Raw genomic sequence first — 26,007 nt, 5'->3', positions numbered from 1 at the left:
GCGAGCTCCAGTATCAGTAACGAATTTTCGGGTCGATAACGGCATACAGCACATCGACAATCGCGTTAAACACGATGGTCAGCGTACCCACCAGTATGGTCAGGCTAAGAACCAGCGAATAGTCGCGGTTTAACGCCCCATTGACGAACAACTGGCCAATACCCGGCAAACCATAAATGGTTTCAATAACCATCGAACCGGTGATAATGCCGACAAATGCCGGTCCCATATAGGACAACACTGGCAACAGCGCAGGTTTCAACGCATGGCGGAAAATAATCCGCCGCATCGGCAGCCCTTTAGCGCGTGCGGTACGAATAAAGTTAGAGTGCAGTACTTCAATCATCGAACCGCGAGTAATACGGGCAATACTGGCGATGTAGGCCAGTGACAAGGCCACCATCGGCAGGATCATAAATTTCAGCGCCCCGCCGTTCCAGCCCCCGCCGGGTAGCCATTTCAAGGTTATGGCAAATATCATGACCAATAAGGGAGCGACCACGAAACTGGGGATAACCACCCCGGTCATTGCCACCCCCATCACCGTATAGTCCCAACGTGTATTTTGCTTCAGCGCGGCTATCACTCCGGCGCTAACACCGACGAGTACCGCCAGAATAAAGGCTGCCGCACCCAGCTTCGCAGAAACCGGGAAGCTCGAGGCAACGAGGTCGTTAACCGTGTAGTCTTTATATTTAAAGGATGGTCCAAAATCGCCGTGCGCCAGCTGTTTCAGATAGCTGAAGTACTGCGTCGAGATGGGATCGTTAAGATGATATTTCGCTTCAATATTCGCCAGCACCTCTGGCGGTAACGCGCGTTCCCCGGTGAATGGGCTTCCGGGCGCAAGGCGCATCATAAAGAATGAAATCGTAATAAGAATAAACAGCGTCGGAATCGCTTCCAGACAGCGACGTAATATAAATTTTAACATTGCCCGTACCTTCTGGCGTGTGCCTTTATACCCGTCATACTTCAAGCTGCAAGTGCGTTGGCTTTACTCGCTCACGCCAGTCACTTACTTAAGTAAGCTCCTGGCGATTCGCTGCGTTGCCGCCTTCCTGCAACGTGAATTATTTAGGGTATACCTCTCTTTGTCTAAAGAGGTATATATAGTTCGAAGAAAAAGACACTGTGGGGCAACATGATTGCCCCACGTCTTGCCATTAATGCTTGATAATATACAAGTCTTTAACGTGGATATTATCCATCGGGTCTTTACCGGAGTATCCGCCAACCCATGGTTTCACCAGGCGGGCGTTAACATAGTAATAAACCGGTACAATCGCAGAATCTTTATCCAGCTGCTGTTCCGCTTTCGAATACAGTTCGCTGCGCTGCGCTTCATCCGTCACTTTCAGCGTATCCGCAATCAGCTTATCAAATGCCGGGCTCTTATAGTGGACGGTATTATTGGAGCTGTCGGACAGCACCATATTCAGGAAGGACGTCGGTTCGTTATAGTCCGCACACCAGCCCGCACGTGAAACATCATAGTTGCCCTGATGGCGCGTATCGAGGAACGTTTTCCATTCCTGGTTTTCCAGCTTCACATTAGCACCCAGATTTTTCTTCCAGATAGATGCCGCGGCAATAGCCAGCTTCTTATGCAGGTCTGAGGTGTTATACAGCAGATCAAAGGTCAGCGGTTTCTCAGCGGTATATCCGGCCTCAGCCAGCAGTTTCTTCGCTTCTTCATTACGTTTTTCCTGAGACCACTTGAACCACTCTGGCTCAACCAGTTTCGCACCATCGGTGTATGGAGGAGTAAAGCTATATGCTGGCAGGTCACCCTGGTTTTTCACTTTATTGACGATAATGTCACGATCCAACGCCAGCTTCAGGGCGGTACGAACACGAACATCGTTGAACGGTGCTTTCTGGTTGTTGATTTCGTAATAATAGGTGCACAGATACGGGTCAACGTGGACTTCGTTCGGGATCTCTTTTTTCAGTTTCTGGAATAACTCAATCGGCATGTTGTTATAGGTCATGTCGATTTCACCGCTGCGATAGCGGTTAACGTCAGTCACTTCAGAAGAAATAGGCAGGTAGGTTACCTGGTTAATAACCGTTTTGGCGTTGTCCCAATAGTTGGTATTACGCTCAAGCACAATGCGCTCGTTCACAACCCAGTCTTTCAGTTTATACGCACCGTTAGTAACGATGTTAGCGGGCTGGGTCCACTTCTCGCCGAATTTTTCAACAGCCGCTCTGGGAACCGGTGAAACGGAAGAGTGCACTAGCAGTTTGTAGAAATAAGGAACTGGTTCGCTGAGGGTAACTTCAAAAGTATGATCGTCGAGAGCTTTTACGCCCAGATCGGTGACCGGCTTTTTACCGGCGATAATATCATCAATGTTGACAATATGACCGTACTGCAAATAACTGGCATACGGTGATGCAGTATTTGGATTAGCCAAACGTTGCCAGCTATACACGAAATCTTGCGCGGTAACAGGCGTGCCGTCAGACCACTTAGCATCTTTACGCAGATGGAATGTCCAGACTTTAAAATCTTTATTTTCCCATTTTTCAGCCACGCCAGGCGATGGTTTGCCATCGACATCACTGATTAATAAACCTTCAAACAGGTCACGGTTAATGTTGGATTCAGGTACACCTTCGATTTTGTGGGGATCGAGTGATTGCACTTCCGAACCGTTATTACGCACCAGAGTCTGCTTTTCAGCAAGCTGCACACCCGCTGGCACTACTGCCGCCGTGGCAACATTTCCAGCGACTAGCGCAGTTAAGATCCCCGCAGCTACTAAACTTTTTTTAGTGATGTTAGTCATTGTGTTGTACTCCCTCATTATTATGGCTGGTTTTTTAACCAGACTGTTAATCCTGTCAGGATCCCTGTACGGCACCGGAGATTTTCTGCCGTCAGGTGGTTTATTGTTTTACTGCTTGCTATCACCGACTTTATTTATTCTGGCGATTCGTATGACCGCCTTGCGTCGATTCTCTACGTGCCTCCCCTGCCGGAAACACGCTATTACCCTGTTGAGAGAAACTAACTGCAAATGATTCTCATCAACGTGAATTCTTCTGCATAATACTTGGCCGGAAAGTATCAAATGCGTTTCTTAACCGCCAATACATTTTACAAATTTGTTAACCAATTCTCTTTTATTGGAAATAAATCTCACTTAAAAAGTCTTACGAATGAAGATTTATTATGGAAAGTTCACAAAAATCAATGCATTATGTCGACTATGGTGTTAACCATCCTGTCCGAAGTTAATGCCATGTCAAAATGCACATAAATTTAACAATTGGTTATTAATTAGCACATTCATCTGAAATAAAGGCTGAAATAACTAATAACATTTCGATAATCCTTCAGCAAGCCCCAGAGTATGATGTTAATAAAATAACAGCAGTATCGGTCTTCGCCGGGCGTACTGGGACGTGTTATATCTTTAGAATCAATGGCTAACAGGAGAGTTAATCATCAGCATTTTTTATTATTGCTCTGCTGATTTTCAACTTTAGTGAGAAGTTTTACTGATAATGAAAGGAAACGGAGCCGGACACGACTCCGTTTGCACAGAAGAGAGGTTTCAGGCCAGCAAACCAGGGAAAATGGATTTGATGCCTGTAACGATAAATTCGATACCCAAAGCCATTAACAGCAGTCCCATAATACGCGTAATGACGTTGATACCGGTTTGGCCCAACAGACGCACTAACCATGGTGCCATGCGGAACAGCCCCCAGCAGCACAGGGCAAACAACGCAATCGCTACAAAAAAGCCAAACAGGTTAATCGCGCTATGATATCGCGTACCCCAAACAATAGTTGAGCTTATCGCCCCCGGCCCCGCCATCAACGGCAATGCCAACGGCACAACGCCGATACTTTCACGGATTGCGGTTTCTGATTTTTCCTGTTTGTTTTGTTTATCTTCCCCTAGTTTTCCGCTAATCATTGACATCGCGATAGTCACAACCAGAATGCCGCCAGCGATCCTGAACGAGTCAATTGAGATGCCGAAGAGTTGCAGAATACCATCACCAAGAAACAGCGAAGTCCACAGGATGATTGCGACCGATAGGTTTGCCGTGAGGTTGGTTTTGTTTCGTGCTGCGGCAGTTTGATAGCTGGTCATACTGATAAAGACGGGGATGATCCCTACCGGGTTGACCAACGCAAATAACCCAATGAAAAATTTAAAATAGACAGGAAAATCAAATAGCGTTTGGATCACGGTTAGCTCCGAAGCGTTAGCCGGATAAAATGAGTCATAAAAATTGATAAAATCCGCGCTGAAGATACGCCTTTTGTCAGCATACTTCACCTTCTATCTGCGTATATCAATGTAAATACGCTACCAATACTCAGTGTTATTAATATGTATTAAATATGCTAACGTTATTAGCATTCATTACGTCAATTTATTAACACTTAACGAGAAACGCTAAAAGGGTCTGCTGAAAGGTGTCAGCTTTGCGAATTTTTGATCCAGATCACGCAATTACTACTCAGAAGTGAGTAATCTTGCTTACGCCACCTGGAGGTAACGCGTTAGAGTTAACAGGCGCTAGCGTATAAGCTCTTTTAGTAAATCAAAGTAAAGTGGACGTTAATTAACCGTTTGATTTTCAAACCATTACACAAATTTTCGTCGGTCTGTCTATACTCTCGTATCGAGCAGATGATTTACTAAAAAAGTTTAACATTATCAGGAGAGCATCATGGCTGTTACTAATGTCGCTGAACTTAACGCACTTGTAGAGCGCGTAAAAAAAGCCCAGCGTGAATATGCCAGTTTCACTCAAGAACAGGTTGACAAAATCTTCCGTGCCGCCGCTCTGGCTGCCGCAGACGCTCGAATTCCTCTCGCGAAAATGGCCGTTGCCGAATCCGGCATGGGTATTGTCGAAGATAAAGTGATTAAAAACCACTTCGCTTCTGAATACATTTACAACGCTTACAAAGATGAAAAAACCTGTGGTGTGCTGTCTGAAGACGACACTTTTGGTACCATTACCATTGCTGAACCGATTGGTATCATCTGCGGTATCGTTCCAACCACTAACCCGACTTCTACTGCAATCTTCAAATCACTGATCAGCCTGAAGACCCGTAACGCCATCATCTTCTCTCCGCATCCGCGCGCAAAAGATGCAACTAACAAAGCAGCTGACATCGTTCTGCAAGCAGCAATCGCTGCTGGCGCACCGAAAGATCTGATCGGCTGGATCGATCAACCTTCCGTTGAACTGTCTAACGCGCTGATGCACCACCCGGACATCAACCTGATCCTTGCGACCGGTGGTCCTGGCATGGTTAAAGCGGCATACAGCTCCGGTAAACCGGCTATCGGCGTAGGCGCAGGTAACACCCCTGTGGTTATCGACGAAACTGCTGATATCAAACGTGCTGTTGCATCTGTTCTGATGTCTAAAACCTTCGATAACGGCGTAATCTGTGCTTCTGAGCAGTCTGTCGTCGTGGTTGACTCCGTATATGATGCAGTACGTGAGCGTTTTGCGACTCACGGCGGCTACATGCTGCAGGGCAAAGAGTTGAAAGCAGTTCAGGACGTTATCCTGAAAAATGGCGCGCTGAACGCAGCTATCGTTGGTCAGCCGGCATACAAGATTGCTGAACTGGCAGGCTTCTCCGTACCAGAAACCACCAAGATCCTGATCGGTGAAGTGAAGGTTGTTGACGAAAGCGAACCGTTTGCTCACGAGAAACTGTCTCCAACGCTGGCAATGTACCGTGCGAAGGACTTCGAAGACGCAGTTATCAAAGCTGAAAAACTGGTTGCGATGGGCGGTATCGGTCATACCTCTTGCCTGTACACTGACCAGGACAACCAGCCAGAGCGTGTTGCTTACTTCGGTCAGATGATGAAAACCGCACGAATCCTGATCAACACCCCTGCTTCTCAGGGTGGTATCGGTGACCTGTACAACTTCAAACTCGCACCTTCCCTGACACTGGGTTGTGGTTCCTGGGGTGGTAACTCCATCTCTGAAAACGTTGGTCCTAAGCACCTGATCAACAAGAAAACCGTTGCTAAGCGAGCTGAAAACATGTTGTGGCACAAACTTCCGAAATCTATCTACTTCCGTCGTGGCTCTCTGCCAATCGCACTGGATGAAGTGATTACCGATGGTCACAAACGTGCGCTGATCGTGACCGACCGCTTCCTGTTCAACAACGGTTATGCAGACCAGATCACCTCCGTTCTGAAAGCTGCTGGCGTTGAAACCGAAGTGTTCTTTGAAGTTGAAGCTGACCCGACTCTGACCGTTGTTCGCAAAGGTGCTGAGCTGGCTAACTCCTTCAAACCAGACGTAATCATCGCACTGGGTGGTGGTTCCCCGATGGACGCCGCGAAAATCATGTGGGTTATGTACGAGCACCCGGAAACTCACTTCGAAGAACTGGCACTGCGCTTTATGGACATCCGTAAACGTATCTACAAGTTCCCGAAAATGGGCGTAAAAGCGAAGATGGTTGCAGTTACCACCACTTCCGGTACCGGTTCTGAAGTGACTCCGTTTGCGGTCGTTACCGACGATGCAACTGGGCAGAAATACCCGCTGGCAGACTATGCGCTGACTCCGGATATGGCGATTGTTGACGCCAACCTGGTTATGGATATGCCGAAGTCACTGTGTGCGTTCGGTGGTCTGGATGCGGTCACTCACGCTCTGGAAGCTTACGTTTCAGTACTGGCGTCTGAGTTCTCTGACGGTCAGGCTCTGCAAGCGTTGAAATTGCTGAAAGAAAACCTGCCAGCGTCTTACCATGAAGGTTCTAAGAACCCGGTAGCGCGTGAGCGTGTACACAGTGCAGCAACTATCGCCGGTATCGCGTTTGCTAACGCCTTCCTGGGTGTATGTCACTCAATGGCGCACAAACTGGGTTCTCAGTTCCACATTCCTCACGGTCTGGCGAACGCCCTGCTGATCAGCAACGTTATTCGTTATAACGCGAACGACAACCCGACTAAACAGACTGCATTCAGCCAGTACGACCGTCCGCAGGCACGCCGTCGCTACGCTGAAATCGCAGACCATCTGGGTCTGAGCGCACCGGGTGACCGTACTGCCGCGAAAATCCAGAAACTGCTGGGCTGGCTGGAAGAAATCAAAGCTGAACTGGGTATTCCTAAGTCTATCCGTGAAGCTGGCGTTCAGGAAGCTGACTTCCTGGCACACGTGGACAAACTGTCTGAAGATGCGTTTGACGACCAGTGTACTGGTGCTAACCCACGTTACCCGCTGATTTCTGAACTGAAACAGATCCTGCTGGATACCTACTACGGTCGTGAGTATAGCGAAGGTCAGACCGCCGCTAAGACTGAAGCAGTAGCTGCACCGAAAGCAGAAAAGAAAGCAAAGAAATCCGCTTAATTTGCTCAGATAAGTTTTAGTTTCATCATAAACGGTCCCAATTGGGGCCGTTTTTTTTCGTCTTGTGTTATGAAAATCGGGGAATACACAATTTAACCATGTGAATAGAATGGCAGTGTAAGAGATGTAATCAGGAAGATGTGAGACTAGCCGTCAGAAGAGAGTCTGACAGGGTAGAGAACATTGACGAAGGTTCCGGCCTACCCTTTGTTTAAAAGCGCTCAGAAGCGTACAGGGTTAATCGTGGCTGTGTCGTTCTTGTATCGCCGTCAGAGAGCCCTCAGACTGCGCTTGTTTGTAGTGTTTACGACATACCGACACATAGCGTTCATTCCCGCCGATAACCACCTGCTCGCCCTCGTTATAAGGTCTTCCAGCCTGATCAAGGCGTAATACCATGCTGGCCTTACGGCCACAGAAACAAATGGTCTTTAATTCAACCAGTTTATCTGACCACGCAAGCAGGTATTCGCTGCCACCAAATAACTCACCACGAAAATCAGTGCGTAAGCCGTAACACAAAACAGGAATATCCAGTTGATCGACAACTTCAGATAATTCATAAACCTGTTGTCGGGTCAGAAACTGAGACTCATCGACCAGTACACAGTGAATTCTTTGCTGCGCATTCTCGGCGCGAATCTCTTCGAACAATGATGAATTTTGGTTAAACAATTTTGCAGGTGACGACAGACCTATACGCGAACTTACTTTTCCAGCACCAAAACGGTCATCAATTTCCGCTGTATATACAACGGCACGCATCCCACGTTCCTGATAATTGTACGAAGATTGCAACAATGCAGTCGACTTACCTGCGTTCATTGCAGAATAGTAAAAATATAGTTGTGCCATTGACCGAAGGCCCTCACCCGGGGAAATAAATATGGGCTGGATTGTATCATATTTCACGAACATGTCGGTGTAGCGTTGGTCGCAAAGGCGTATAAATGAGCGGGCAAGCTCGCACAGTGCCGCCTGAATTTAAGTAACGGATAGTGAGAGAGCATACAACCATCGACCAAACAGCCTGTGCTCGGACGCGTATATACACACTCTTTCACAAATAGTGCTCATGAAATTTATCAATGTCACTTATCATCATACGGCAATAAAGAAACCCTTCCCATATTGTTATTGAATCTACCCACTGTCGCCATGTATTAGCGAATTCACGTAAGCAAAACTAATACAAAAGGTTGAAATCACTGCAAAGAGATACTATTTGTACACCATAAAATGTGACCTGAATCTTGAATTTTTACTCTCAGCCGCTGAGAAGCCCCCTCGCCAATAAGCCTTTTTTATGCCCAACATCATGGGGAATTTAAGACAGGAGAATTAATTCTGATAGTAAATAAAGCGCAATTTTGAATTCCTTACATTCCTGGCTATTGCACAACTGAATTTATCGCTCTATTATTAGCTCAACAAACCACCCCAATATAAGTTTGAGATTACTACAATGAGCGAAGCACTTAAAATTCTGAACAACATCCGTACTCTTCGTGCGCAGGCAAGAGAATGCACTCTGGAAACGCTTGAAGAAATGCTGGAAAAATTAGAAGTTGTAGTTAGCGAGCGTCGCGAAGAAGAAAGCGCTGCTGCTGCTGAAGTTGAAGAACGTACTCGTAAACTGCAACAATATCGTGAAATGCTGATCGCTGACGGCATTGATCCGAACGAATTGCTGAATAGCATGGCTGCTGTTAAATCTGGCACCAAAGCTAAGCGCGCTGCACGTCCGGCTAAATATAGCTATGTTGACGAAAACGGTGAAACTAAAACCTGGACTGGCCAGGGTCGTACACCGGCAGTGATCAAAAAAGCGATGGAAGAACAAGGTAAACAACTGGACGACTTCCTGATCAAGGAATAATTCAGAAATAGTTTGCTTAAAATCCCGCCAGTGGCGGGATTTTTTTTACCGGTACTTCGCTCAACCCTACCCGGATTAGGTATAAAAAAACGGCGCTGTTAATACAGCGCCGTTCTGACCAGATAATACCAGAAGGTTACTTCTTAATACCCATCTCGTCTTCCAGCCAGGCTTTAAATTCGGCGCCGAGAGTATTATGGCGAATACCATATTCAACGAACGCCTGCATATAGCCCAGTTTATTACCACAGTCATGGCTTTTGCCCTTCATGTGATAAGCTTCAACCGTCTCTTTTTCAATCAGCATATCGATAGCATCTGTCAGCTGAATTTCATCACCCGCTCCCGGAGGGGTTTTAGCCAGCAGAGGCCAGATATCGGCACTAAGAACGTAACGACCCACAACGGCCAGATTAGAAGGCGCAACATCAGCTTTTGGTTTTTCAACCACGCCAACCATCGGGACGCTTTCGCCCGGTGATAATTCAACGCCTTTACAATCAACAACGCCATAAGCCGTAACATCTTCTACCGGTTCAACCATAATCTGGCTGCTACCTGTTTCATCAAAACGATGAATCATTTCGGCAAGGTTGTCGCGGGATAAATCAGATTCGTATTCGTCAAGAATTACGTCCGGCAGGATTACAGCTACCGGTTCATCGCCAACCACAGGGTGCGCGCACAATACCGCGTGGCCCAGACCTTTAGCCAGCCCCTGACGCACCTGCATAATAGTCACATGTGGCGGGCAAATAGATTGCACTTCTTCCAGAAGCTGGCGTTTTACACGTTTTTCCAGCATCGCTTCAAGTTCAAAGCTGGTATCAAAGTGGTTTTCAATGGAATTTTTAGACGAGTGAGTTACAAGTACAATTTCAGTGATGCCCGCAGCAATACATTCGTTTACGACGTACTGAATTAATGGCTTATCAACCAACGGTAGCATCTCTTTCGGGATTGCTTTCGTAGCCGGTAACATCCTGGTTCCTAATCCCGCAACCGGGATAACGGCTTTTTTGACTTTTGAATTAAGGGCAGCCATTTAAAACTCTCCTGGACTGTTCATGTATTGAACGTGTTCATCATTCTGTATCGCATCCGAGTATATCAGTACAGCGACAAGCTTCTGGTCTGAAAAGGACGCGCGTCGGTATAATTAAGATAAATACGAATAAAACTGGCGCTGATAGTAGCACTCACAGCATGGGGAGGGTGAACCAATTTCATTTACACGCCTCTCAATCGTTCATTCTGCGGACAACATCAAGCGCAGGCGACCTCCCGCCCCCCAAATTTGGCATTGCCATGACTCACAATGTTGGCTCAGCTGATTAAGATACGTATTACCTAAGGTACCCAGCGGAACGCCATTGCTGATTTGCACTTGGTGGGAACCTGTATTTAATGTCGCATTCAGCCCTGCCGATACCAGAATCAGATTTTTTAATCCGCTGTGGTAATACCCCACCAGCAAGGGAAACTGCCCTGGTAAATTGGCTTGTCGCAACAGATGATTTACCTGTTTCAATAACGTACCTAGCTCTGGCAGTCGCTGATTTTGTTGTGTCAGTTGCTCCTGCAGTAAACCATTAAATAGCGCCCTCAGTAATAATGCAGCCAGCACGCCATTATCCCCTGCCCGCGTCACATCAAGGCAATAGAATGCAAGGTCATGATCAGACAGCGGAGCAATATCCAACACCAGCCCCGGTTGGTCGGCTGCCACCAATTGTCGATAGTTAATGCGACAGTGCGAGATCACTTGCGACACTGGAGGCTGTAATTCTTTTAGCAACTTCGCAGCTGCAGCAGGATCGTCCACCATCGCATCCCAGTCGCGAAACAGCCGTTCTTCTTCTTCCACGCGTGAATTAAACATGTTGGGATAAAGACATGCAAAGACGGTTTCTCGCAAGCGATTAAGATCTTTCACCGGCTTCAACAGGACGTCATCCACACCGAGTCGTAGCGCTTTGGCTATGTCGGACATGTTTTCCGTCGCAGAAATCACCAGTATTGGGGTCTGATCTCCACGATTGCGTAAATACTCAACCAGTTTGAGACCGTTCATTCTTGGCATAGCCAGGTCGCAGATCATCAGGTCGGGTTTAAAATGCCCAAGCAAGTCCAGTGCTTCAAGTCCGTCACCAGCTACCGCCGTTGTCGCTCCCAAAGAGGAAAACCATGAGTCCATGAGTGAGCGAAATACCGGCTCATCCTCAACGATAAGAATCTGTTTTCCGACCAATGGCTGCGTCATATTCTCCCCCCTGACTGGCTTTAATAAATAGTGGCATGCTATTGCCACTCACGCCTGTCAGAATTAGCTTAAGTGTTGATAAAAAATGCGTTAGACGTTGGTTTTCACCAGGGGTAGAAGCTCATCCATTTTCTTCTCGACCGCTAACTGCCCGGCAGCAATTGCCGCACTGGCGCGGTGAAAATCCAGCGTGGATATTTGTGGACAAAACGGCTGAATCAGAATGTCTGGAGGGTCACCGGCCATGCGGTTACGTTTCAGTCGGTTTTCCAGAACCTGAATAGACGTCGTCATAATCTCCATCGCCGTGGGCGCAGTTACTGCACGCCTGGCAGTAATGTTGCTCAAGCGTTCTTTCAGACGGGCATGCCATGAGAGTTCGTCAGCATCATCACCCGATTCGGCATCGCTATTGACGTTGAAGGAGAGTAAATCTTGTTGCATGAGATGCGCATCGTGTTGCAGGTCGACCGCAATAACAATATCGGCCCCCAACGCGCGAGTCAGGGAGACAGGGACAGGATTCACCACCGCACCATCGACCAGCCAGTAACCATTGTGCGCCACAGGTGACATCAGGCCAGGAATACTGCAGGAGGCCCGGACAGCCAGATGTAAATCACCTTCGGTGAACCAAAGTTCCCGACCCGTACTCAGATTGGTGGCCACTGTTGCGAAACGGCGAGTACATTGCTCAATTGCTTCTACCGGCATCACATTACGGTACTGATTGAATACCCGTTCACCGCGCAGTAAACCTCCCCTGCGCCACGAGAGATCCATCAGCCGTAAAACATCCCAATAGCTGAAAGAACAGACCCACTTTTCGAGAGCAGGCAGCTTATTGCAGGCGTAGGCAGCGCCAACCAACGAACCGATGGAGCACCCTGCCACGATATCAACATCAATGCCCATATGCTTAAGGGCTTTAATAACGCCAATATGCGACCAACCTCGCGCTGCGCCGGAACCTAGCGCCAGCCCAATTTTTATTTTTCTCATTATACGTACAAACTTCCCCTGGCTTGCAGACGTAGCAACATCGCTACCGCTCAGTTAACATAGTGCCACTCTGGCGTTTTTACGCCGTTTTTATATTCCAGGGAGTACTTTGTGTCTCAGCTTTGTCCCTGTGGTAGCGCTGTCGAGTATAGCCTATGTTGCTACCGTTATGTGTCCGGCGCGCAAGTAGCACCTACGCCGTCACACCTCATGCGTTCTCGTTACTGTGCTTTTGTGATGAAAGACGCAGATTACCTTATCAGGACCTGGCATCCGGATTGTCATGCGGCCGAGTTTCGCGACGACATTATCGCAGGATTTACTCATACCGAATGGCTTGGACTGACCGTTTTTGAACAAGAGACGGCAGACACAGAAAATATCGGCTATGTCAGTTTTGTCGCACGGTTTTCTGAACAAGGTAAAACAGGTGCAATTATCGAGCGCTCTCGTTTTTTAAAAGAAAACGGTCAGTGGTACTATATAGACGGTACACGCCCTCAAATTGGACGAAACGATACCTGCCCTTGTGGCTCCGGTAAAAAATTTAAAAAGTGCTGCGGCTAATCAACGCCCGACAGTATCAATTTTGCAAACATTCTCAACAGGATCACCGCTGCAAATGCATTCATTACAACGAAAAGTGCTGCGTACTATTTGCCCGGACCAAAAAGGTCTGATCGCGCGCATTACAAATATCTGTTACAAGCATGAACTGAACATCGTGCAGAACAATGAGTTTGTGGACCACCGTACCGGACGCTTTTTTATGCGCACCGAACTGGAGGGCATTTTTAACGACGTCACGCTGCTTGCCGATCTGGACAGCGCCTTACCTGAAGGCTCGATTCGTGAATTAACCCCAGCAGGCCGCCGCCGCATCGTCATTTTGGTCACCAAGGAAGCGCATTGCCTGGGCGATTTATTAATGAAGGCCAACTATGGCGGGCTGGATGTTGAAATCGCTGCGGTGATCGGCAATCACGAGACCTTGCGTCCTCTGGTTGAACGGTTTGATATTCCGTTTGAGCTGGTGAGCCATGAAGGTTTAACACGTGACGAACATGATGAGAAAATGGCTGATGCTATCGACGCCCACCAGCCGGATTATGTCGTGCTGGCTAAATACATGCGCGTTCTGACCCCGACATTTGTTTCACGCTTTCCGAATAAAATTATCAATATTCACCATTCATTCCTGCCAGCATTCATTGGTGCTCGTCCGTACCATCAGGCTTATGAGCGTGGTGTGAAGATCATCGGCGCGACGGCCCACTACGTGAATGATAACCTCGATGAAGGCCCAATCATTATGCAGGACGTGATCCATGTTGATCACACCTACACTGCCGAAGATATGATGCGCGCGGGTCGCGACGTTGAAAAAAATGTATTAAGCCGTGCGCTATATCAGGTTCTGGCTCAACGCGTCTTTGTTTACGGTAACCGAACGATTATTCTGTAATCGATTGATAAGTTAATTGGTTACCTTTACATCTTTACGTGTAAAAATCAGGCAACCAGTTCTTTTTTATCAACGGAATGCTTTACAGGGGCGCATCATTTGATATGATGCGCCCCGCTTCCAACGGAAGCAGGCCAGTAATTAGCATTACCCCGTGGTGGGGTTCCCGAGCGGCCAAAGGGAGCAGACTGTAAATCTGCCGTCATCGACTTCGAAGGTTCGAATCCTTCCCCCACCACCATTCATTCCTGTAGATTCATAAAATTAGTATACCCCTGGTGGGGTTCCCGAGCGGCCAAAGGGAGCAGACTGTAAATCTGCCGTCATCGACTTCGAAGGTTCGAATCCTTCCCCCACCACCATCACTTCATAAAGCACCAACAGCAAATCAATCTCTAATGCCCCATATTCTGCCCATGCGGGAAGGATGAGAAGCTTCGACTAAGGTTCGATTCGAGCGTAGCGAGAAAGCGTTGCCGCAGGCAACGACCCGAAGGGCGAAGCGCGTAACGCTGAGTAATCCTTCCCCCACCACCATCACTTCATAAAGCAACACACTCAATTCCTCAGCAATGCCTTTTATTTGCCTGATGCGCTATGCTTATCAGGCCTACTAACTCGACACGTGTCCGTAATTTGTCTGCTGCGCTGCGCTTATCAGGCCTACAGCGCTCGCTGATACCTTCGTAGGCCGGATAAGGCGCTTGCGCCGCCATCCGGCAAACAGGCATAAAAAACCCCGCCGAAGCAGGGTTTTGTCATTCTCAAATATACGATTAGTGACGCGCGCGAACAATCTGGTATTTGCGTGTCAGATATTCGACCGGGACGCTCCAGATGTGTACCAGACGAGAGAATGGGAACAACAGGAACAGCGTCATACCCAGCACCAGGTGCATACGGAAAATGAACGCAACACCATCGAGATACTGAGACGCTCCGCCCTGGAAGGTCACCACTGTCTGCGCCCAGTTCACCAGCTTCATCATCTCGCTACCGTCCATATGCTGGGCGGAAAACGGAATGGTCAGCAGGCCCAGCGCACACTGGATCACCAGCAGTGAGAGGATCAGAATATCCGCTCCGGTGGTGGTGGCCCGCACGCGTGGGCTGAACAGACGACGTTTCAGCAGCAGTACGCCACCAATCAGACACATCAGACCACTGGCACCGCCCGCAAACATTGCCATCTTTTGTTTCACTTCAAGCGGTAGCCAGGCTTCATACATCCAGTGCGGCGTCAACATGCCAAGGAAGTGCCCAGCAAAGATACCCAGGATCCCGATGTGAAACAGGTTTGACGCCAGGTTCATCCCTTTGCGATCCAGCATCTGACTGGAAGCCGCACGCCATGTATATTGCCCATAGTCATAACGCAGCCAGCTGCCGATCAGAAAGACAGAACCCGCGATGTACGGATAGATGTCAAAGAAGAACGTATTCAGGAAGTGCATTATTGCTGTCCTCCGGTGGTGATATTCAGATACTGCGGCGCAACGGCCCCGGCAAAACGACGCTGGTGAGCGGAGATTTCCGACTCGCCACACCCCTGATCGGCGAAGAATTTCACCTGCTCTTCTTCCCAGACCGCATCCAGCGCTTGTGGAGTATCGTCACGGGCTTCATCCGCAATTTTTTCAGCCACTTTATCGCTGTCGATAACGGTATTCGCCAGTTTTAACAGCAGATCGAACAGCACCGCATAACGGCTTTCACGCTGTTGCAAACGAGCGCTGAGCAGCGCCAGAATCGGCGCAATATCCTGTAAGCCACCTAGCGCTTCGCTTTTCGGCAGTTGCGCAAGGTATTCCAGATACAGCGGCAGATGATCGGGAAGTTCGCGGCTGTCGAGCTGCAAACCGTGCTGCTCATACTGTGCCATCAGGTCAACCATAGCCTGACCGCGATCGCGGGATTCACCGTGAACATGTTCAAACAGCAGCAGCGATGTCGCGCGGCCACGGTCAAACAGTTCGCTGTAAGCGGCCTGCACATCCAGCATGTCCTGCGCGGTTAGATCGCGCAGGAAAACGCCCAGGGACTGGGCATCCTCTTTATCCAGGTTCTCAGATGACGCGAGTGCATCGAAAAGTTCCTGCTGATGCTGCCACAAGGCAGCATCCGGGTACTCGAGCAGACGCGAAACAATGACGAGTTCAATCATTGGTGCGGCTCCGTTTTGCTGGTCACATCGACAGCGTCGATGCGGCGGCTGTTGAACAGATTGAATTTAGTATCAGAACCGTGGCAACCGTCGCCGAAGGTAAAGCCACAACCGCTTTTCTCCGGGAACGCGTCACGCGCCAGTTCACGATGGCTGCTCGGTACCACGAAACGATCTTCGTAGTTCGCGATTGCCAGGTAACGATACATTTCCTGTGCCTGTGCTTCGCTTAAGCCCACCTCTTCCAGTGCACGGGTATCAACTTTGCCGTCAACAGTTTCCGCACGTTTGTAGTGACGCATGGCCAGCATACGTTTCAGCGCCAACAGTACAGGTTGGGTGTCACCTGCGGTCAGCAGGTTCGCCAGGTACTGAACCGGAATACGCAGGCTGTCAACATCCGGCAGAATACCGTTGCTGCCCAGTTCGCCCGCATCAGCAGCTGACTGAATCGGTGACAATGGCGGCACGTACCAGACCATCGGCAGTGTGCGGTATTCCGGATGCAGCGGCAGCGCCAGCTTCCAGTCCATCGCCATTTTGTAAACCGGAGACTGCTGTGCGGCATCAATGACGCTCAGCGGAATACCATCTTTCAGCGCCTGTTCAATAACAGCCGGATCGTTTGGATCGAGGAACACGTCCAGTTGACGCTGGTACAGATCTTTCTCGTGCTCGGTGCTTGCTGCACTTTCGATCGCATCTGCGTCATACAGCAGTACGCCGAGGTAACGGATACGACCTACACAGGTTTCGGAGCAAACGGTCGGCTGACCGGCTTCGATACGCGGGTAGCAGAAGATGCACTTCTCAGATTTCCCGCTCTTCCAGTTGAAGTAGATCTTCTTGTACGGGCAGCCGGTGATACACATACGCCAGCCGCGGCACTTGTCCTGGTCGATCAGCACGATGCCATCTTCTTCACGCTTGTAGATAGCGCCGCTCGGACAGGTCGCCACACACGCCGGATTAAGGCAGTGCTCACACAGACGCGGCAGGTACATCATGAAGGTGTTTTCGAACTGACCGTACATCGCCTTCTGCATGTTTTCGAAGTTCTGGTCTTTGGCGCGTTTTTCAAACTCACCGCCCAGAATTTCTTCCCAGTTCGGACCGCTGGTGATTTTATCCATTCGCTGACCGGTGATCAGCGAGCGTGGACGAGCAATTGGCTGTGCTTTGCTGTCTGCCGGGGCGTTATGCAACGTCTGGTAGTCAAAATCAAACGGCTCGTAGTAATCATCCATGCCCGGCAGATGCGGGTTAGCAAAGATTTTACCCAACAGCAGCGCTTTGTTACCCATGCGCGGCTGCAGTTTGCCGTTGATTTTACGGATCCAACCGCCCTTCCATTTTTCCTGGTTTTCCCAGTCGTTCGGGAAGCCAACGCCAGGCTTACTTTCGACGTTGTTGAACCAGGCGTACTCCATACCTTCACGGCTGGTCCAGACGTTTTTACAGGTCACTGAACAGGTGTGGCAGCCGATGCACTTATCGAGATTCAGCACCATGCCGACTTGTGAACGAATTTTCATTTTACGCTCTCCTGTACCTGGTCATTGCCTTCGCCATCCAACCAGTTAATGTTCTTCATCTTACGTACAACTACGAACTCATCACGGTTTGAACCGACGGTGCCGTAGTAGTTAAAGCCGTAGGCCAGCTGCGCATAGCCGCCGATCATATGGGTCGGTTTCGGCGTAATACGGGTCACCGAGTTGTGGATCCCACCGCGCTGCTGGGTGATTTCTGAACCCGGCAGGTTTACGATACGTTCCTGCGCGTGGTACATCATGGTCATCCCGGCCGGTACACGCTGGCTGACAACTGCACGTGCCGTCAGCGCACCGTTGCTGTTGAAGACTTCGATCCAGTCGTTATCTTCGATTCCCAGCTCCTTCGCATCGACTTCGCTCATCCACACAATCGGGCCACCGCGTGACAGCGTCAGCATCAGCAAGTTGTCGCTGTAAGTGGAGTGGATACCCCATTTCTGGTGCGGCGTCAGGAAGTTGAGCGCTTTTTCCGGGTTACCGTTAGATTTCTCGCCGATCACCGCTTTCACCGAACGGGTGTCGATTGGCGGACGGTAAACCAGCAGGCTTTCACCAAAGTCACGCATCCACTGATGATCCTGATACAACTGCTGGCGACCAGACAGCGTACGCCATGGGATCAGCTCGTGAACGTTGGTATAGCCGGCGTTATAAGACACGTGTTCATCCTCCAGTCCTGACCAGGTCGGGCTGGAGATAATTTTGCGCGGCTGCGCCTGAATATCGCGGAAGCGAATTTTTTCGTCTTCTTTATTCAGCGCAAGATGCGTATGGTCACGACCGGTAAATTCACTCAGCGCAGCCCAGGCTTTAACGGCTACCTGACCGTTAGTTTCCGGCGCCAGCGTCAGGATCATCTCGGCTGCATCAATTGCGGTATTAAGCCAAGGTTGGCCTTTTGCCGGACCTTCAGCCTTGGTGTAATTGAGCTTACGCAGCAGATCCATTTCGCTCTGGGTATTCCAGGCAATCCCTTTACCGCCGTTACCGATTTTTTCCATCAGCGGGCCGATGGAGGTGAAACGCTCGTAGGTTGCCGGATAATCACGCTCAACGGTCATGATGTGCGGTGCGGTAACACCAGGAATCAGGTCACATTCACCTTTTTTCCAGTCCTTCACGTCCAGCGGTTGTGCCAGTTCTGCGGCAGAGTCGTGCTGAATAGGCAGCGTAACGACGTCGGTTTCTTTACCGAGATGGCCCACGCAAACTTCAGAGAATTTCTTGGCGATGGCTTTGTAGATTTCCCAGTCGCTCTTCGATTCCCAGGCCGGGTCAACGGCCGCAGACAGAGGATGAATAAACGGATGCATGTCCGAGGTATTCATATCGTCTTTTTCATACCAGGTTGCGGTCGGCAGCACGATGTCGGAATACAGACAGGTGCTCGACAGACGGAAGTCCAGCGTGACAACCAGATCCAGTTTGCCGTCCAGGCCGTTATCCTGCCATTCCACTTCTTCAGGCTTCACGCCGCTCTGCTGGCCGAGATCTTTGCCCTGAATACCATGTTCAGTACCCAGCAGATACTTCAGCATGTACTCGTGGCCTTTACCGGAAGAACCGAGCAGGTTAGAACGCCAGATAAACAGGTTGCGCGGATGGTTTTTACCGTTTTCCGGCTGCTCTGCCGCAAAACGAATAGAACCTTCTTTCAGGGATTTAACGGTGTAATCCACCGGCGTCATACCTGCTTTCTGCGCTTCTTCGGCGATACGTAGTGGGTTAGTCCCTAACTGCGGCGCAGATGGCAACCAGCCCATACGTTCAGCGCGAACGTTAAAATCAATCAAATGACCGCTGTAGCGGGATTTGTCTGCCATCGGGGAAAGCAGTTCCTGCGCAGTAACCGTCTCATAGCGCCATTGGCTGGAGTGGTTATAGAAGTAGGAAGTGCTGTTCATATGACGAGGCGGACGCTGCCAGTCAAGAGCAAACGCCAGCGGCTGCCAGCCGGTTTGCGGACGCAGTTTTTCCTGGCCGACGTAGTGGGCCCAACCGCCGCCGCTCTGACCGATACAACCGCAGAACACCAGCATATTGATCAGGCCACGATAGTTCATATCGAGGTGGTACCAGTGGTTCAGGCCCGCACCGACGATGATCATCGAACGACCGTGTGTTTTATCGGCGTTATCCGCAAATTCACGGGCAATGCGCACGATCTGAGAACGTGATACGCCAGTGATTTTTTCTGCCCATGCCGGCGTGTACGCTTTCACGTCATCGTAGCTGGTCGCGCAGTTTTCGTCGTTCAGACCACGTTCCAGGCCATAGTTAGCCATGGTCAGGTCGTAAACGGTGGTCACCAGCGCGGTAGAGCCATCGGCCAACTGCAGGCGTTTAACCGGCAGTTTGTGCAGCAGAATATTTTCCAGCTCTACTTTACTGAAGTGCTCGGTACCTTCGCCGCCAAAGTACGGGAAGCCCACTTCAGCGATATCGTCCTGGCTACCCAGCAGGCTGAGCTGCAGTTCGGTTTCATCACCGGACGTACCGTCGCGTTGCTCAAGGTTCCATTTGCCCTTTTCGCCCCAACGGAAACCAATTGAACCGTTTGGCGCAACCATTTCGCCGTTGTTGTTGATAGCGACGGTTTTCCATTCCGGGTTATTTTCCTGGCCCAGAGAGTCGACCAGATCCGCCGCACGCAGCATACGACCAGCAGCATAGTAGCCGTCACGCTCTTCGAGCATCACCAGCATTGGCATGTCGGTATAACGACGAACGTAGTCGGTGAAGTACTGGCTCGGGTTATCGAGGTGGAACTCGCGCAACATGACATGGCCCATCGCCATTGCCATCGCCGCATCGGTTCCCTGCTTCGGTGCCAACCACAGGTCGCAAAGTTTGGCAATTTCTGCGTAGTCCGGAGTAATCGCTACCGTTTTGGTTCCTTTATAGCGAACTTCAGTAAAGAAGTGCGCATCCGGAGTACGGGTCTGCGGTACGTTAGAGCCCCATGCAAGAATGTAGCTGGAGTTATACCAGTCGGCAGATTCCGGTACGTCGGTTTGCTCGCCCCAGGTTTGCGGGGAAGCCGGCGGCAGGTCACAGTACCAGTCGTAGAAGCTCAGGCAGGTACCACCAATCAGCGACATATAGCGTGCGCCGGAAGCATAAGAAACCATCGACATCGCCGGAATCGGAGAGAAGCCTGCAACGCGGTCAGGGCCATAGGTTTTGATGGTGTAAACGTTAGATGCAGCAATCAGTTCATTCACTTCCTGCCAGGAAGAACGAACAAACCCACCACGACCACGCGCTTGTTTGAAGCTTTTTGCTTTGTCGGCGTCTTCGATGATGGATGCCCATGCGTCTACCGGATCGCTGTGCAGTCTTTTTGCTTCACGCCACATCTTCATCAGACGTTTGCGCATCAGCGGGTATTTCAGACGGTTAGCGCTGTAGAGATACCAAGAATAGCTTGCACCACGTGGGCAGCCGCGAGGCTCGTGGTTAGGCATATCTGGACGCGTGCGTGGGTAGTCAGTTTGCTGGGTCTCCCAGGTCACCAGACCATTTTTCACATAGATTTTCCAGCTGCATGAGCCCGTGCAGTTTACCCCGTGGGTTGAACGCACGATTTTGTCATGCTGCCAACGCTGGCGGTATCCGTCCTCCCAGTCCCTGTTGGTATTGAGAAGCTGACCATGCCCATCGGCAAAGGTTTCGCCCTTCTGCTTGAAGTAGCGAAACCGGTCCAGGAATTTACTCATCGGTTTTCTCCTGTAGGAGCCTGACGGCTCTCTGATAAATCGACATTGCTTGATTGAGAGCGAAGGTAACGCTCTGAAAGGGCGTGAGAATTGATAACGATCAAGGCATGCAGGGATGAAAACAGAGGGTCGATTTTCACATACCCCCTTAGTGGGATATCAATAAAACATTCAACATATTGAATTTAAATGATTTTATTAAAATCACTTATCATACAAATGTTAAATTCTTTATAAGTGGGTATTAAGGGGTATCCCCCCTGCCAGGCATATTACCAGCACCGTTTTCGCAGACTTTCGTCATGAGTTCACATATAAGTATGTTGTAACTAATTTAGAGCAAAAAAAAGCGCGGTCTAACACCGCGCAATGGATAATCAACTGCTACTACTTTTTTACTTTTTAGAATGACGTCCGTATACCGCCCAGGTGATAACCACACAAGCGACATAGAAGATCAGAAATACTTTCATCGCATCGACCGGCGAACCAGTTAACGCCAGAGACGTACCAAATGCTTTCGGGATAAAGAAGCCGCCAATCGCACCAATGGCTGAGATAAAGCCCAACGCTGCCGCAGTGTCGGTTGCTGCTTCGCGCATTGCTTTCTCTTCTGATCCGCCTTCAGCTTTCACTCTGTCCATCGTCAGCTTGCGGAAGATAACGGAGATCATCTGGAAGGTTGAACCACTCCCCAGACCAGCCGTCAGGAATAATGCCAGGAACACCGCGAAGAAGGCGATAAAGTTGCCGCCAACGCCGTTTGATGGCAGCGTCAGGAACAGTAAGGCACTGAAAATTGCCATCAGCACGAAGTTCACCAGCGTTACACGGGTTCCGCCCAGACGGTCAGAGATTGCGCCGCCCGCTGAACGAGCCAGCGCGCCAATCAACGGTCCAAAGAAGGCATAATGCAGGATCTGTACCTCAGGAAACTGCGTTTTTGACAACATGGCAAAACCGGCAGAGAAACCGATGAATGAACCGAAGGTTGCCAGATACAGCAGGCTCATAATCCACAGATGCCCACGTTTCAGCACCGGCAATTGCTCTTTCAGCGACGCTTTTGAGGTTGCCAGTTCATTCATACCAAACCATGCAGCCAGCGTTAACACCGCCAGAAACGGTACCCAAATCCATGCGGCGTTTGCCAGATACAGCTGCGTACCATCCGGTTGTTCAACCCCGTGGCTACCAAATGCGGCAAAGATTGACAGTGAAACCACCAGCGGCGCAACCAACTGCATCACGCTGACGCCCATGTTGCCCAGGCCACCGTTCAGACCCAGCGCACCACCCTGTTTCTGTTTTGGAAAGAAGAAACTGATGTTTGCCATGCTGGACGCAAAGTTCGCACCGGCGAAACCGCACAACAGAGAGATAATAATAAAGGTACTAAACGGCGTGGAGGTATCCTGCACCGCAAAACCTAACCATACGCAAGGAATGATCAGGATACCGGTGCTAAACGCTGTCCAGCGACGTCCACCAAACAGGGGAACCATAAAGGAGTACGGAACACGCAGCAGTGCGCCGGACACCGAAGGTAATGCCGTCAGCATGAACAGCTGTTCAGTGGTGAAATCAAAACCGACTTTCGGTAAGTTCACCGCCACGGCGCTAAATAACATCCACACGCAAAACGCCAGCAGCAAGCAAGGGACTGAAATCCACAGGTTACGGCTGGCGATTCGTTGACCACGCTGCTGCCAGAAGGCGGGATCTTCCGGCCGCCATTCGGTAATTACAGCTCCAGATGCCCTTTCCGGGGCAGATGAGTGACTCATAGACACCTCTGATACTTGTTTCGATGCCTGCAACATTAGGGTTTACAGCTGGAGGTAAGTTGATATAAATCAAAGGAAAAGGTGTCATTATTCATGCCTAAAATTTATCATTACCCTAAATGAGTACATAACTTCGGTAAAAAAGATGTGGTTTTTCACGCTTCTGTCGCCCCCTACTCCCCCTCGCCCAGGATCTCTCCCTCCGCTGGCAATTAAGAGGTAGCCCGTTTGAGGTATGGGTATACTCCAGTGTATCGCCGAGAATAACGCCACTGCCTGCAGCAGAATCGTCATTCAATAAGGTTTTCTGTTCGACGAAAACCCGAAGGAACAAGTCACCATGTTTAAACGTTGTCTCTCCCCGCTTACGCTGGTCAACCAGGTGGCGCTGATTGTTTTATTGTCCACAGCCATCGGCGTGGCGGGTATGGCTGTCTCCGGCTGGCTGGTTCAGGGCGTTCAGGGTAGCGCCCATGCAATCAACAAAGCGGGATCGCTGCGCATGCAGAGTTATCGCCTGCTGGCAGCCGTACCGCTGGACGCTAGCGATCAACCGCTTCTGGATGAAATGGAGAAAACGGCGTTTAGCCCGGAGTTGACGCGTGCCGCAAAGCGAGACGGACAACAGGCGCAGTTAAAAGCACTACAGGATTACTGGCACACTGAACTGGCGCCGGGGCTTGCGCATGCGCAAACGCCTGATGCGGTAGCGCAGGATGTGACGCGCTTTGTAGGCGGTCTGGATAAGCTGGTTACCGCCTTTGACCATACCACCGAATTACGCATTGAACGCGTCGTCCTGCTGCATCGCCTGATGGCCATATTTATGGCATTGCTGCTGGTTTTCACCATTATCTGGCTGCGCGTGCGCCTGTTAGAGCCGTGGAAACAGCTGCTGGCGATGGCGCGAGCCGTCAGCCAACGTGATTTTACCCAACGCGCGCGTATCAGCGGGCGTAATGAGATGGCCGCTCTGGGTTCGGCACTGAATAATATGTCCGAAGAGCTGGCTGAGAGTTATGCCGTGCTGGAACAGCGGGTGCAGGAAAAAACGGCGGGACTGGAGCACAAAAATCAGATCCTTTCTTTTCTGTGGCAAGCCAACCGCCGCCTGCACTCTCAGGTGCCGTTGTGCGAACGCCTCTCTCCGGTGCTGAACGGTCTGCAAAATTTGACCTTGCTACATGATATTGAACTCCGGGTTTACGACCTGGAAGATGAAGACAATCATCAGGAATTTACCTGTCAGTCCAATGCCAGCTGTGATGAAAAAGGTTGCCATCTGTGTCCTCGCGGCACGCTGCCCGCGATTGACGGCGGGATCACATTGAAATGGCGGCTGACCGATGCGCATACCCAATATGGTATTCTGCTCGCCACCTTGCCGAACGGACGCCATCTCAGCCACGATCAGCAACAGCTGGTTGATACCCTGGTTGAGCAACTGACCGCAACGCTCGCGCTCGACAGACATCAGGAGCGTCAACAGCAGTTGATCGTGATGGAAGAGCGTGCCACCATTGCACGCGAACTTCATGATTCTATTGCACAATCGCTCTCTTGTATGAAGATGCAGGTTAGCTGTTTGCAGATGCAGGGCGATGCGCTTTCAGATAACTGTCGCGAGTTGCTCAGCCAGATACGTAACGAGCTGAATGCTTCATGGGCACAACTGCGTGAGCTGTTAACCACCTTCCGTTTACAGCTCACGGAACCTGGATTACGACCGGCGCTGGAAGCCAGCTGTCAGGAGTACAGCGCCCGTTTTGGATTTACGGTTAAGCTGGATTATCAGCTACCGCCACGCCTGGTCCCTTCGCATCAGGCGATTCACCTGCTACAAATTGCGCGCGAAGCCCTGAGTAATGCACTTAAACACTCTCAGGCCAATGAAGTGGTCGTGACGGTGGTGCAAAATGGCAAGCAGGTCAAACTAACAGTGCAAGATAACGGCTGCGGCGTACCGGAAAACGCCGAACGCAGTAACCACTACGGCATGATTATAATGCGCGACCGTGCGCAGAGCTTGCGCGGCGATTGCCGCGTACGCCGTCGCGAGACGGGCGGTACTGAAGTTGCTGTCACTTTTATTCCCGAAACAAACTTCACAGAAGTCCAAGGAGATACCCATGAGTAATCTGGAACCGGCAACCATCCTGTTGATCGACGATCATCCGATGCTGCGAACCGGTGTAAAACAGCTTGTCAGCATGGCGCCCGATATTACCGTTGTCGGCGAAGCCAGCAATGGTGAGCAGGGTATCGAGCTGGCTGAATCCCTTGATCCCGATCTGATCCTGCTTGATCTCAACATGCCCGGCATGAACGGCCTGGAAACTCTCGATAAGCTGCGTGAAAAGTCACTGTCGGGCCGTATCGTTGTGTTTAGCGTATCCAATCATGAAGAAGACGTAGTTACCGCACTGAAACGCGGCGCTGACGGTTATCTGCTGAAAGATATGGAGCCTGAAGATTTACTCAAAGCCTTACAGCAGTCAGCGGCCGGTGAAATGGTGCTGAGTGAGGCCTTAACGCCGGTTCTGGCCGCCAGCCTGCGTGCTAATCGTGCAACGTCGGACCGTGATGTTACCCAACTGACACCGCGTGAGCGCGACATTCTCAAGCTCATTGCCCAGGGGCTGCCGAACAAGATGATCGCCCGTCGTCTGGACATCACTGAAAGTACGGTAAAAGTCCATGTGAAGCATATGTTGAAGAAAATGAAGCTCAAATCACGCGTCGAAGCCGCGGTATGGGTACATCAGGAACGCATTTTCTGATAACGCGTT

The 26,007-nt window shown here is 50.1% G+C and carries 18 protein-coding genes, 2 tRNA genes and 1 other RNA gene; 9 read left to right on the top strand and 12 right to left on the bottom strand.

The annotated features are described in order from the left end of the window. Positions 1–13: 13 nt before the first annotated feature. The 3 genes from oppB to ychE form a co-directional block, all read right to left on the bottom strand. On the bottom strand, positions 14–934 hold the full coding sequence (oppB, locus tag LY264_RS11640) for an oligopeptide ABC transporter permease OppB (protein WP_003020708.1): 921 nt from the start codon (positions 932–934) through the stop codon (positions 14–16). A gap of 232 nt (positions 935–1,166) precedes the next feature. Next, entirely contained in the window at positions 1,167–2,798 is a 1,632-nt protein-coding gene (oppA, locus tag LY264_RS11635) for an oligopeptide ABC transporter substrate-binding protein OppA (RefSeq protein WP_048216252.1), read from the bottom strand. Between the two features lie 771 nt (positions 2,799–3,569). Then, entirely contained in the window at positions 3,570–4,217 is a 648-nt protein-coding gene (gene ychE / locus LY264_RS11630; RefSeq protein WP_003020714.1) for an NAAT family transporter YchE, read from the bottom strand. A 487-nt stretch (positions 4,218–4,704) separates the two neighbouring features. Here ychE and adhE point away from each other — a divergent pair, with 487 nt between their 5' ends. Next, positions 4,705–7,383, top strand: a complete 2,679-nt coding sequence (gene adhE, locus LY264_RS11625; protein ID WP_008784953.1) for a bifunctional acetaldehyde-CoA/alcohol dehydrogenase — start codon at positions 4,705–4,707, stop codon at positions 7,381–7,383. 237 nt (positions 7,384–7,620) lie between these two features. On the opposite strand, the gene tdk is transcribed toward adhE, so the two are convergent. Beyond that, positions 7,621–8,238, bottom strand: a complete 618-nt coding sequence (gene tdk, locus LY264_RS11620; RefSeq protein WP_008784954.1) for a thymidine kinase — start codon at positions 8,236–8,238, stop codon at positions 7,621–7,623. A 610-nt stretch (positions 8,239–8,848) separates the two neighbouring features. Here tdk and hns point away from each other — a divergent pair. After that, a complete protein-coding gene (gene hns / locus LY264_RS11615) occupies positions 8,849–9,262 on the top strand; it encodes a histone-like nucleoid-structuring protein H-NS (protein WP_003020723.1) in 414 nt (137 codons plus the stop codon). A 136-nt stretch (positions 9,263–9,398) separates the two neighbouring features. Here the strand turns inward: hns and galU are convergent, their stop codons facing one another. The 3 genes from galU to rssA all read right to left on the bottom strand — a co-directional run bounded on the left by galU (position 9,399) and on the right by rssA (position 12,527). Beyond that, the gene (gene galU, locus LY264_RS11610) at positions 9,399–10,307 is read right to left on the bottom strand and encodes a UTP--glucose-1-phosphate uridylyltransferase GalU (protein WP_003020727.1); all 909 of its coding nucleotides are present in this window, start codon (positions 10,305–10,307) and stop codon (positions 9,399–9,401) included. 204 nt (positions 10,308–10,511) lie between these two features. Continuing rightward, a complete protein-coding gene (gene rssB / locus LY264_RS11605) occupies positions 10,512–11,525 on the bottom strand; it encodes a two-component system response regulator RssB (protein WP_032943688.1) in 1,014 nt (337 codons plus the stop codon). Positions 11,526–11,615: 90 nt separating this feature from the next. Next, positions 11,616–12,527 (bottom strand): patatin-like phospholipase RssA, encoded by a 912-nt coding sequence (gene rssA / locus LY264_RS11600; RefSeq protein ID WP_008784956.1) that lies wholly within the window; start codon positions 12,525–12,527, stop codon positions 11,616–11,618. Between the two features lie 111 nt (positions 12,528–12,638). Here rssA and LY264_RS11595 point away from each other — a divergent pair, with 111 nt between their 5' ends. The 5 genes from LY264_RS11595 to LY264_RS11575 all read left to right on the top strand — a co-directional run bounded on the left by LY264_RS11595 (position 12,639) and on the right by LY264_RS11575 (position 14,529). Beyond that, positions 12,639–13,094 carry a YchJ family protein gene (locus LY264_RS11595; protein WP_008784957.1) on the top strand — a complete coding sequence of 152 codons (456 nt, stop codon included), beginning with the start codon at positions 12,639–12,641 and terminating at the stop codon, positions 13,092–13,094. A gap of 55 nt (positions 13,095–13,149) precedes the next feature. Further along, the gene (gene purU, locus LY264_RS11590; RefSeq protein ID WP_048224038.1) at positions 13,150–13,992 is read left to right on the top strand and encodes a formyltetrahydrofolate deformylase; all 843 of its coding nucleotides are present in this window, start codon (positions 13,150–13,152) and stop codon (positions 13,990–13,992) included. A 156-nt stretch (positions 13,993–14,148) separates the two neighbouring features. Further along, positions 14,149–14,233, top strand: a tRNA-Tyr gene (locus LY264_RS11585). Positions 14,234–14,269: 36 nt separating this feature from the next. Next, a tRNA-Tyr gene (locus LY264_RS11580) sits at positions 14,270–14,354 on the top strand. Between the two features lie 44 nt (positions 14,355–14,398). Next, a non-coding RNA gene (locus LY264_RS11575) (RtT sRNA) lies at positions 14,399–14,529 on the top strand. Positions 14,530–14,768: 239 nt separating this feature from the next. Here LY264_RS11575 and narI read toward each other — a convergent pair. The 5 genes from narI to LY264_RS11550 all read right to left on the bottom strand — a co-directional run bounded on the left by narI (position 14,769) and on the right by LY264_RS11550 (position 23,218). Beyond that, on the bottom strand, positions 14,769–15,446 hold the full coding sequence (narI, locus tag LY264_RS11570; RefSeq protein ID WP_003833386.1) for a respiratory nitrate reductase subunit gamma: 678 nt from the start codon (positions 15,444–15,446) through the stop codon (positions 14,769–14,771). Further along, a complete protein-coding gene (gene narJ, locus LY264_RS11565; RefSeq protein ID WP_003833387.1) occupies positions 15,446–16,156 on the bottom strand; it encodes a nitrate reductase molybdenum cofactor assembly chaperone in 711 nt (236 codons plus the stop codon). The genes narI and narJ overlap by 1 nt, the downstream gene beginning before the upstream one ends. Next, on the bottom strand, positions 16,153–17,691 hold the full coding sequence (narH, locus tag LY264_RS11560) for a nitrate reductase subunit beta (protein WP_003833388.1): 1,539 nt from the start codon (positions 17,689–17,691) through the stop codon (positions 16,153–16,155). Before narH ends, narJ begins: the two co-directional genes overlap by 4 nt. After that, on the bottom strand, positions 17,688–21,431 hold the full coding sequence (locus LY264_RS11555; RefSeq protein ID WP_048224041.1) for a nitrate reductase subunit alpha: 3,744 nt from the start codon (positions 21,429–21,431) through the stop codon (positions 17,688–17,690). Before LY264_RS11555 ends, narH begins: the two co-directional genes overlap by 4 nt. 395 nt (positions 21,432–21,826) lie before the next feature. Next, positions 21,827–23,218 (bottom strand): NarK family nitrate/nitrite MFS transporter, encoded by a 1,392-nt coding sequence (locus LY264_RS11550; RefSeq protein ID WP_003833390.1) that lies wholly within the window; start codon positions 23,216–23,218, stop codon positions 21,827–21,829. A gap of 340 nt (positions 23,219–23,558) precedes the next feature. On the opposite strand from LY264_RS11550, the gene narX reads away from it, so the two are divergent. Together narX and narL are read left to right on the top strand one after the other, a co-directional pair. Then, a complete protein-coding gene (gene narX, locus LY264_RS11545) occupies positions 23,559–25,355 on the top strand; it encodes a nitrate/nitrite two-component system sensor histidine kinase NarX (RefSeq protein ID WP_003833391.1) in 1,797 nt (598 codons plus the stop codon). After that, on the top strand, positions 25,348–25,998 hold the full coding sequence (gene narL, locus LY264_RS11540) for a two-component system response regulator NarL (RefSeq protein WP_003833392.1): 651 nt from the start codon (positions 25,348–25,350) through the stop codon (positions 25,996–25,998). Before narX ends, narL begins: the two co-directional genes overlap by 8 nt. The last annotated feature ends 9 nt before the right edge of the window (positions 25,999–26,007 follow it).

This window comes from Citrobacter portucalensis, assembly GCF_023374935.1.
In the GTDB taxonomy this organism is placed as follows: Bacteria; Pseudomonadota; Gammaproteobacteria; order Enterobacterales; family Enterobacteriaceae; genus Citrobacter; species Citrobacter portucalensis.
This window is presented reverse-complemented; position numbering and strand designations above follow the sequence as displayed.

Bases quoted from the DNA above. Each gene is read 5' to 3' on its own strand.
- oppB (WP_003020708.1), bottom strand. From the start codon at position 934: ATGTTAAAATTTATATTACGTCGCTGTCTGGAAGCGATTCCGACGCTG.
- oppA (WP_048216252.1), bottom strand. From the start codon at position 2,798: ATGACTAACATCACTAAAAAAAGTTTAGTAGCTGCGGGGATCTTAACT.
- adhE (WP_008784953.1), top strand. From the start codon at position 4,705: ATGGCTGTTACTAATGTCGCTGAACTTAACGCACTTGTAGAGCGCGTA.
- tdk (WP_008784954.1), bottom strand. From the start codon at position 8,238: ATGGCACAACTATATTTTTACTATTCTGCAATGAACGCAGGTAAGTCG.
- hns (WP_003020723.1), top strand. From the start codon at position 8,849: ATGAGCGAAGCACTTAAAATTCTGAACAACATCCGTACTCTTCGTGCG.
- galU (WP_003020727.1), bottom strand. From the start codon at position 10,307: ATGGCTGCCCTTAATTCAAAAGTCAAAAAAGCCGTTATCCCGGTTGCG.
- rssB (WP_032943688.1), bottom strand. From the start codon at position 11,525: ATGACGCAGCCATTGGTCGGAAAACAGATTCTTATCGTTGAGGATGAG.
- rssA (WP_008784956.1), bottom strand. From the start codon at position 12,527: ATGAGAAAAATAAAAATTGGGCTGGCGCTAGGTTCCGGCGCAGCGCGA.
- purU (WP_048224038.1), top strand. From the start codon at position 13,150: ATGCATTCATTACAACGAAAAGTGCTGCGTACTATTTGCCCGGACCAA.
- narI (WP_003833386.1), bottom strand. From the start codon at position 15,446: ATGCACTTCCTGAATACGTTCTTCTTTGACATCTATCCGTACATCGCG.
- narJ (WP_003833387.1), bottom strand. From the start codon at position 16,156: ATGATTGAACTCGTCATTGTTTCGCGTCTGCTCGAGTACCCGGATGCT.
- narH (WP_003833388.1), bottom strand. From the start codon at position 17,691: ATGAAAATTCGTTCACAAGTCGGCATGGTGCTGAATCTCGATAAGTGC.
- LY264_RS11555 (WP_048224041.1), bottom strand. From the start codon at position 21,431: ATGAGTAAATTCCTGGACCGGTTTCGCTACTTCAAGCAGAAGGGCGAA.
- LY264_RS11550 (WP_003833390.1), bottom strand. From the start codon at position 23,218: ATGAGTCACTCATCTGCCCCGGAAAGGGCATCTGGAGCTGTAATTACC.
- narX (WP_003833391.1), top strand. From the start codon at position 23,559: ATGTTTAAACGTTGTCTCTCCCCGCTTACGCTGGTCAACCAGGTGGCG.
- narL (WP_003833392.1), top strand. From the start codon at position 25,348: ATGAGTAATCTGGAACCGGCAACCATCCTGTTGATCGACGATCATCCG.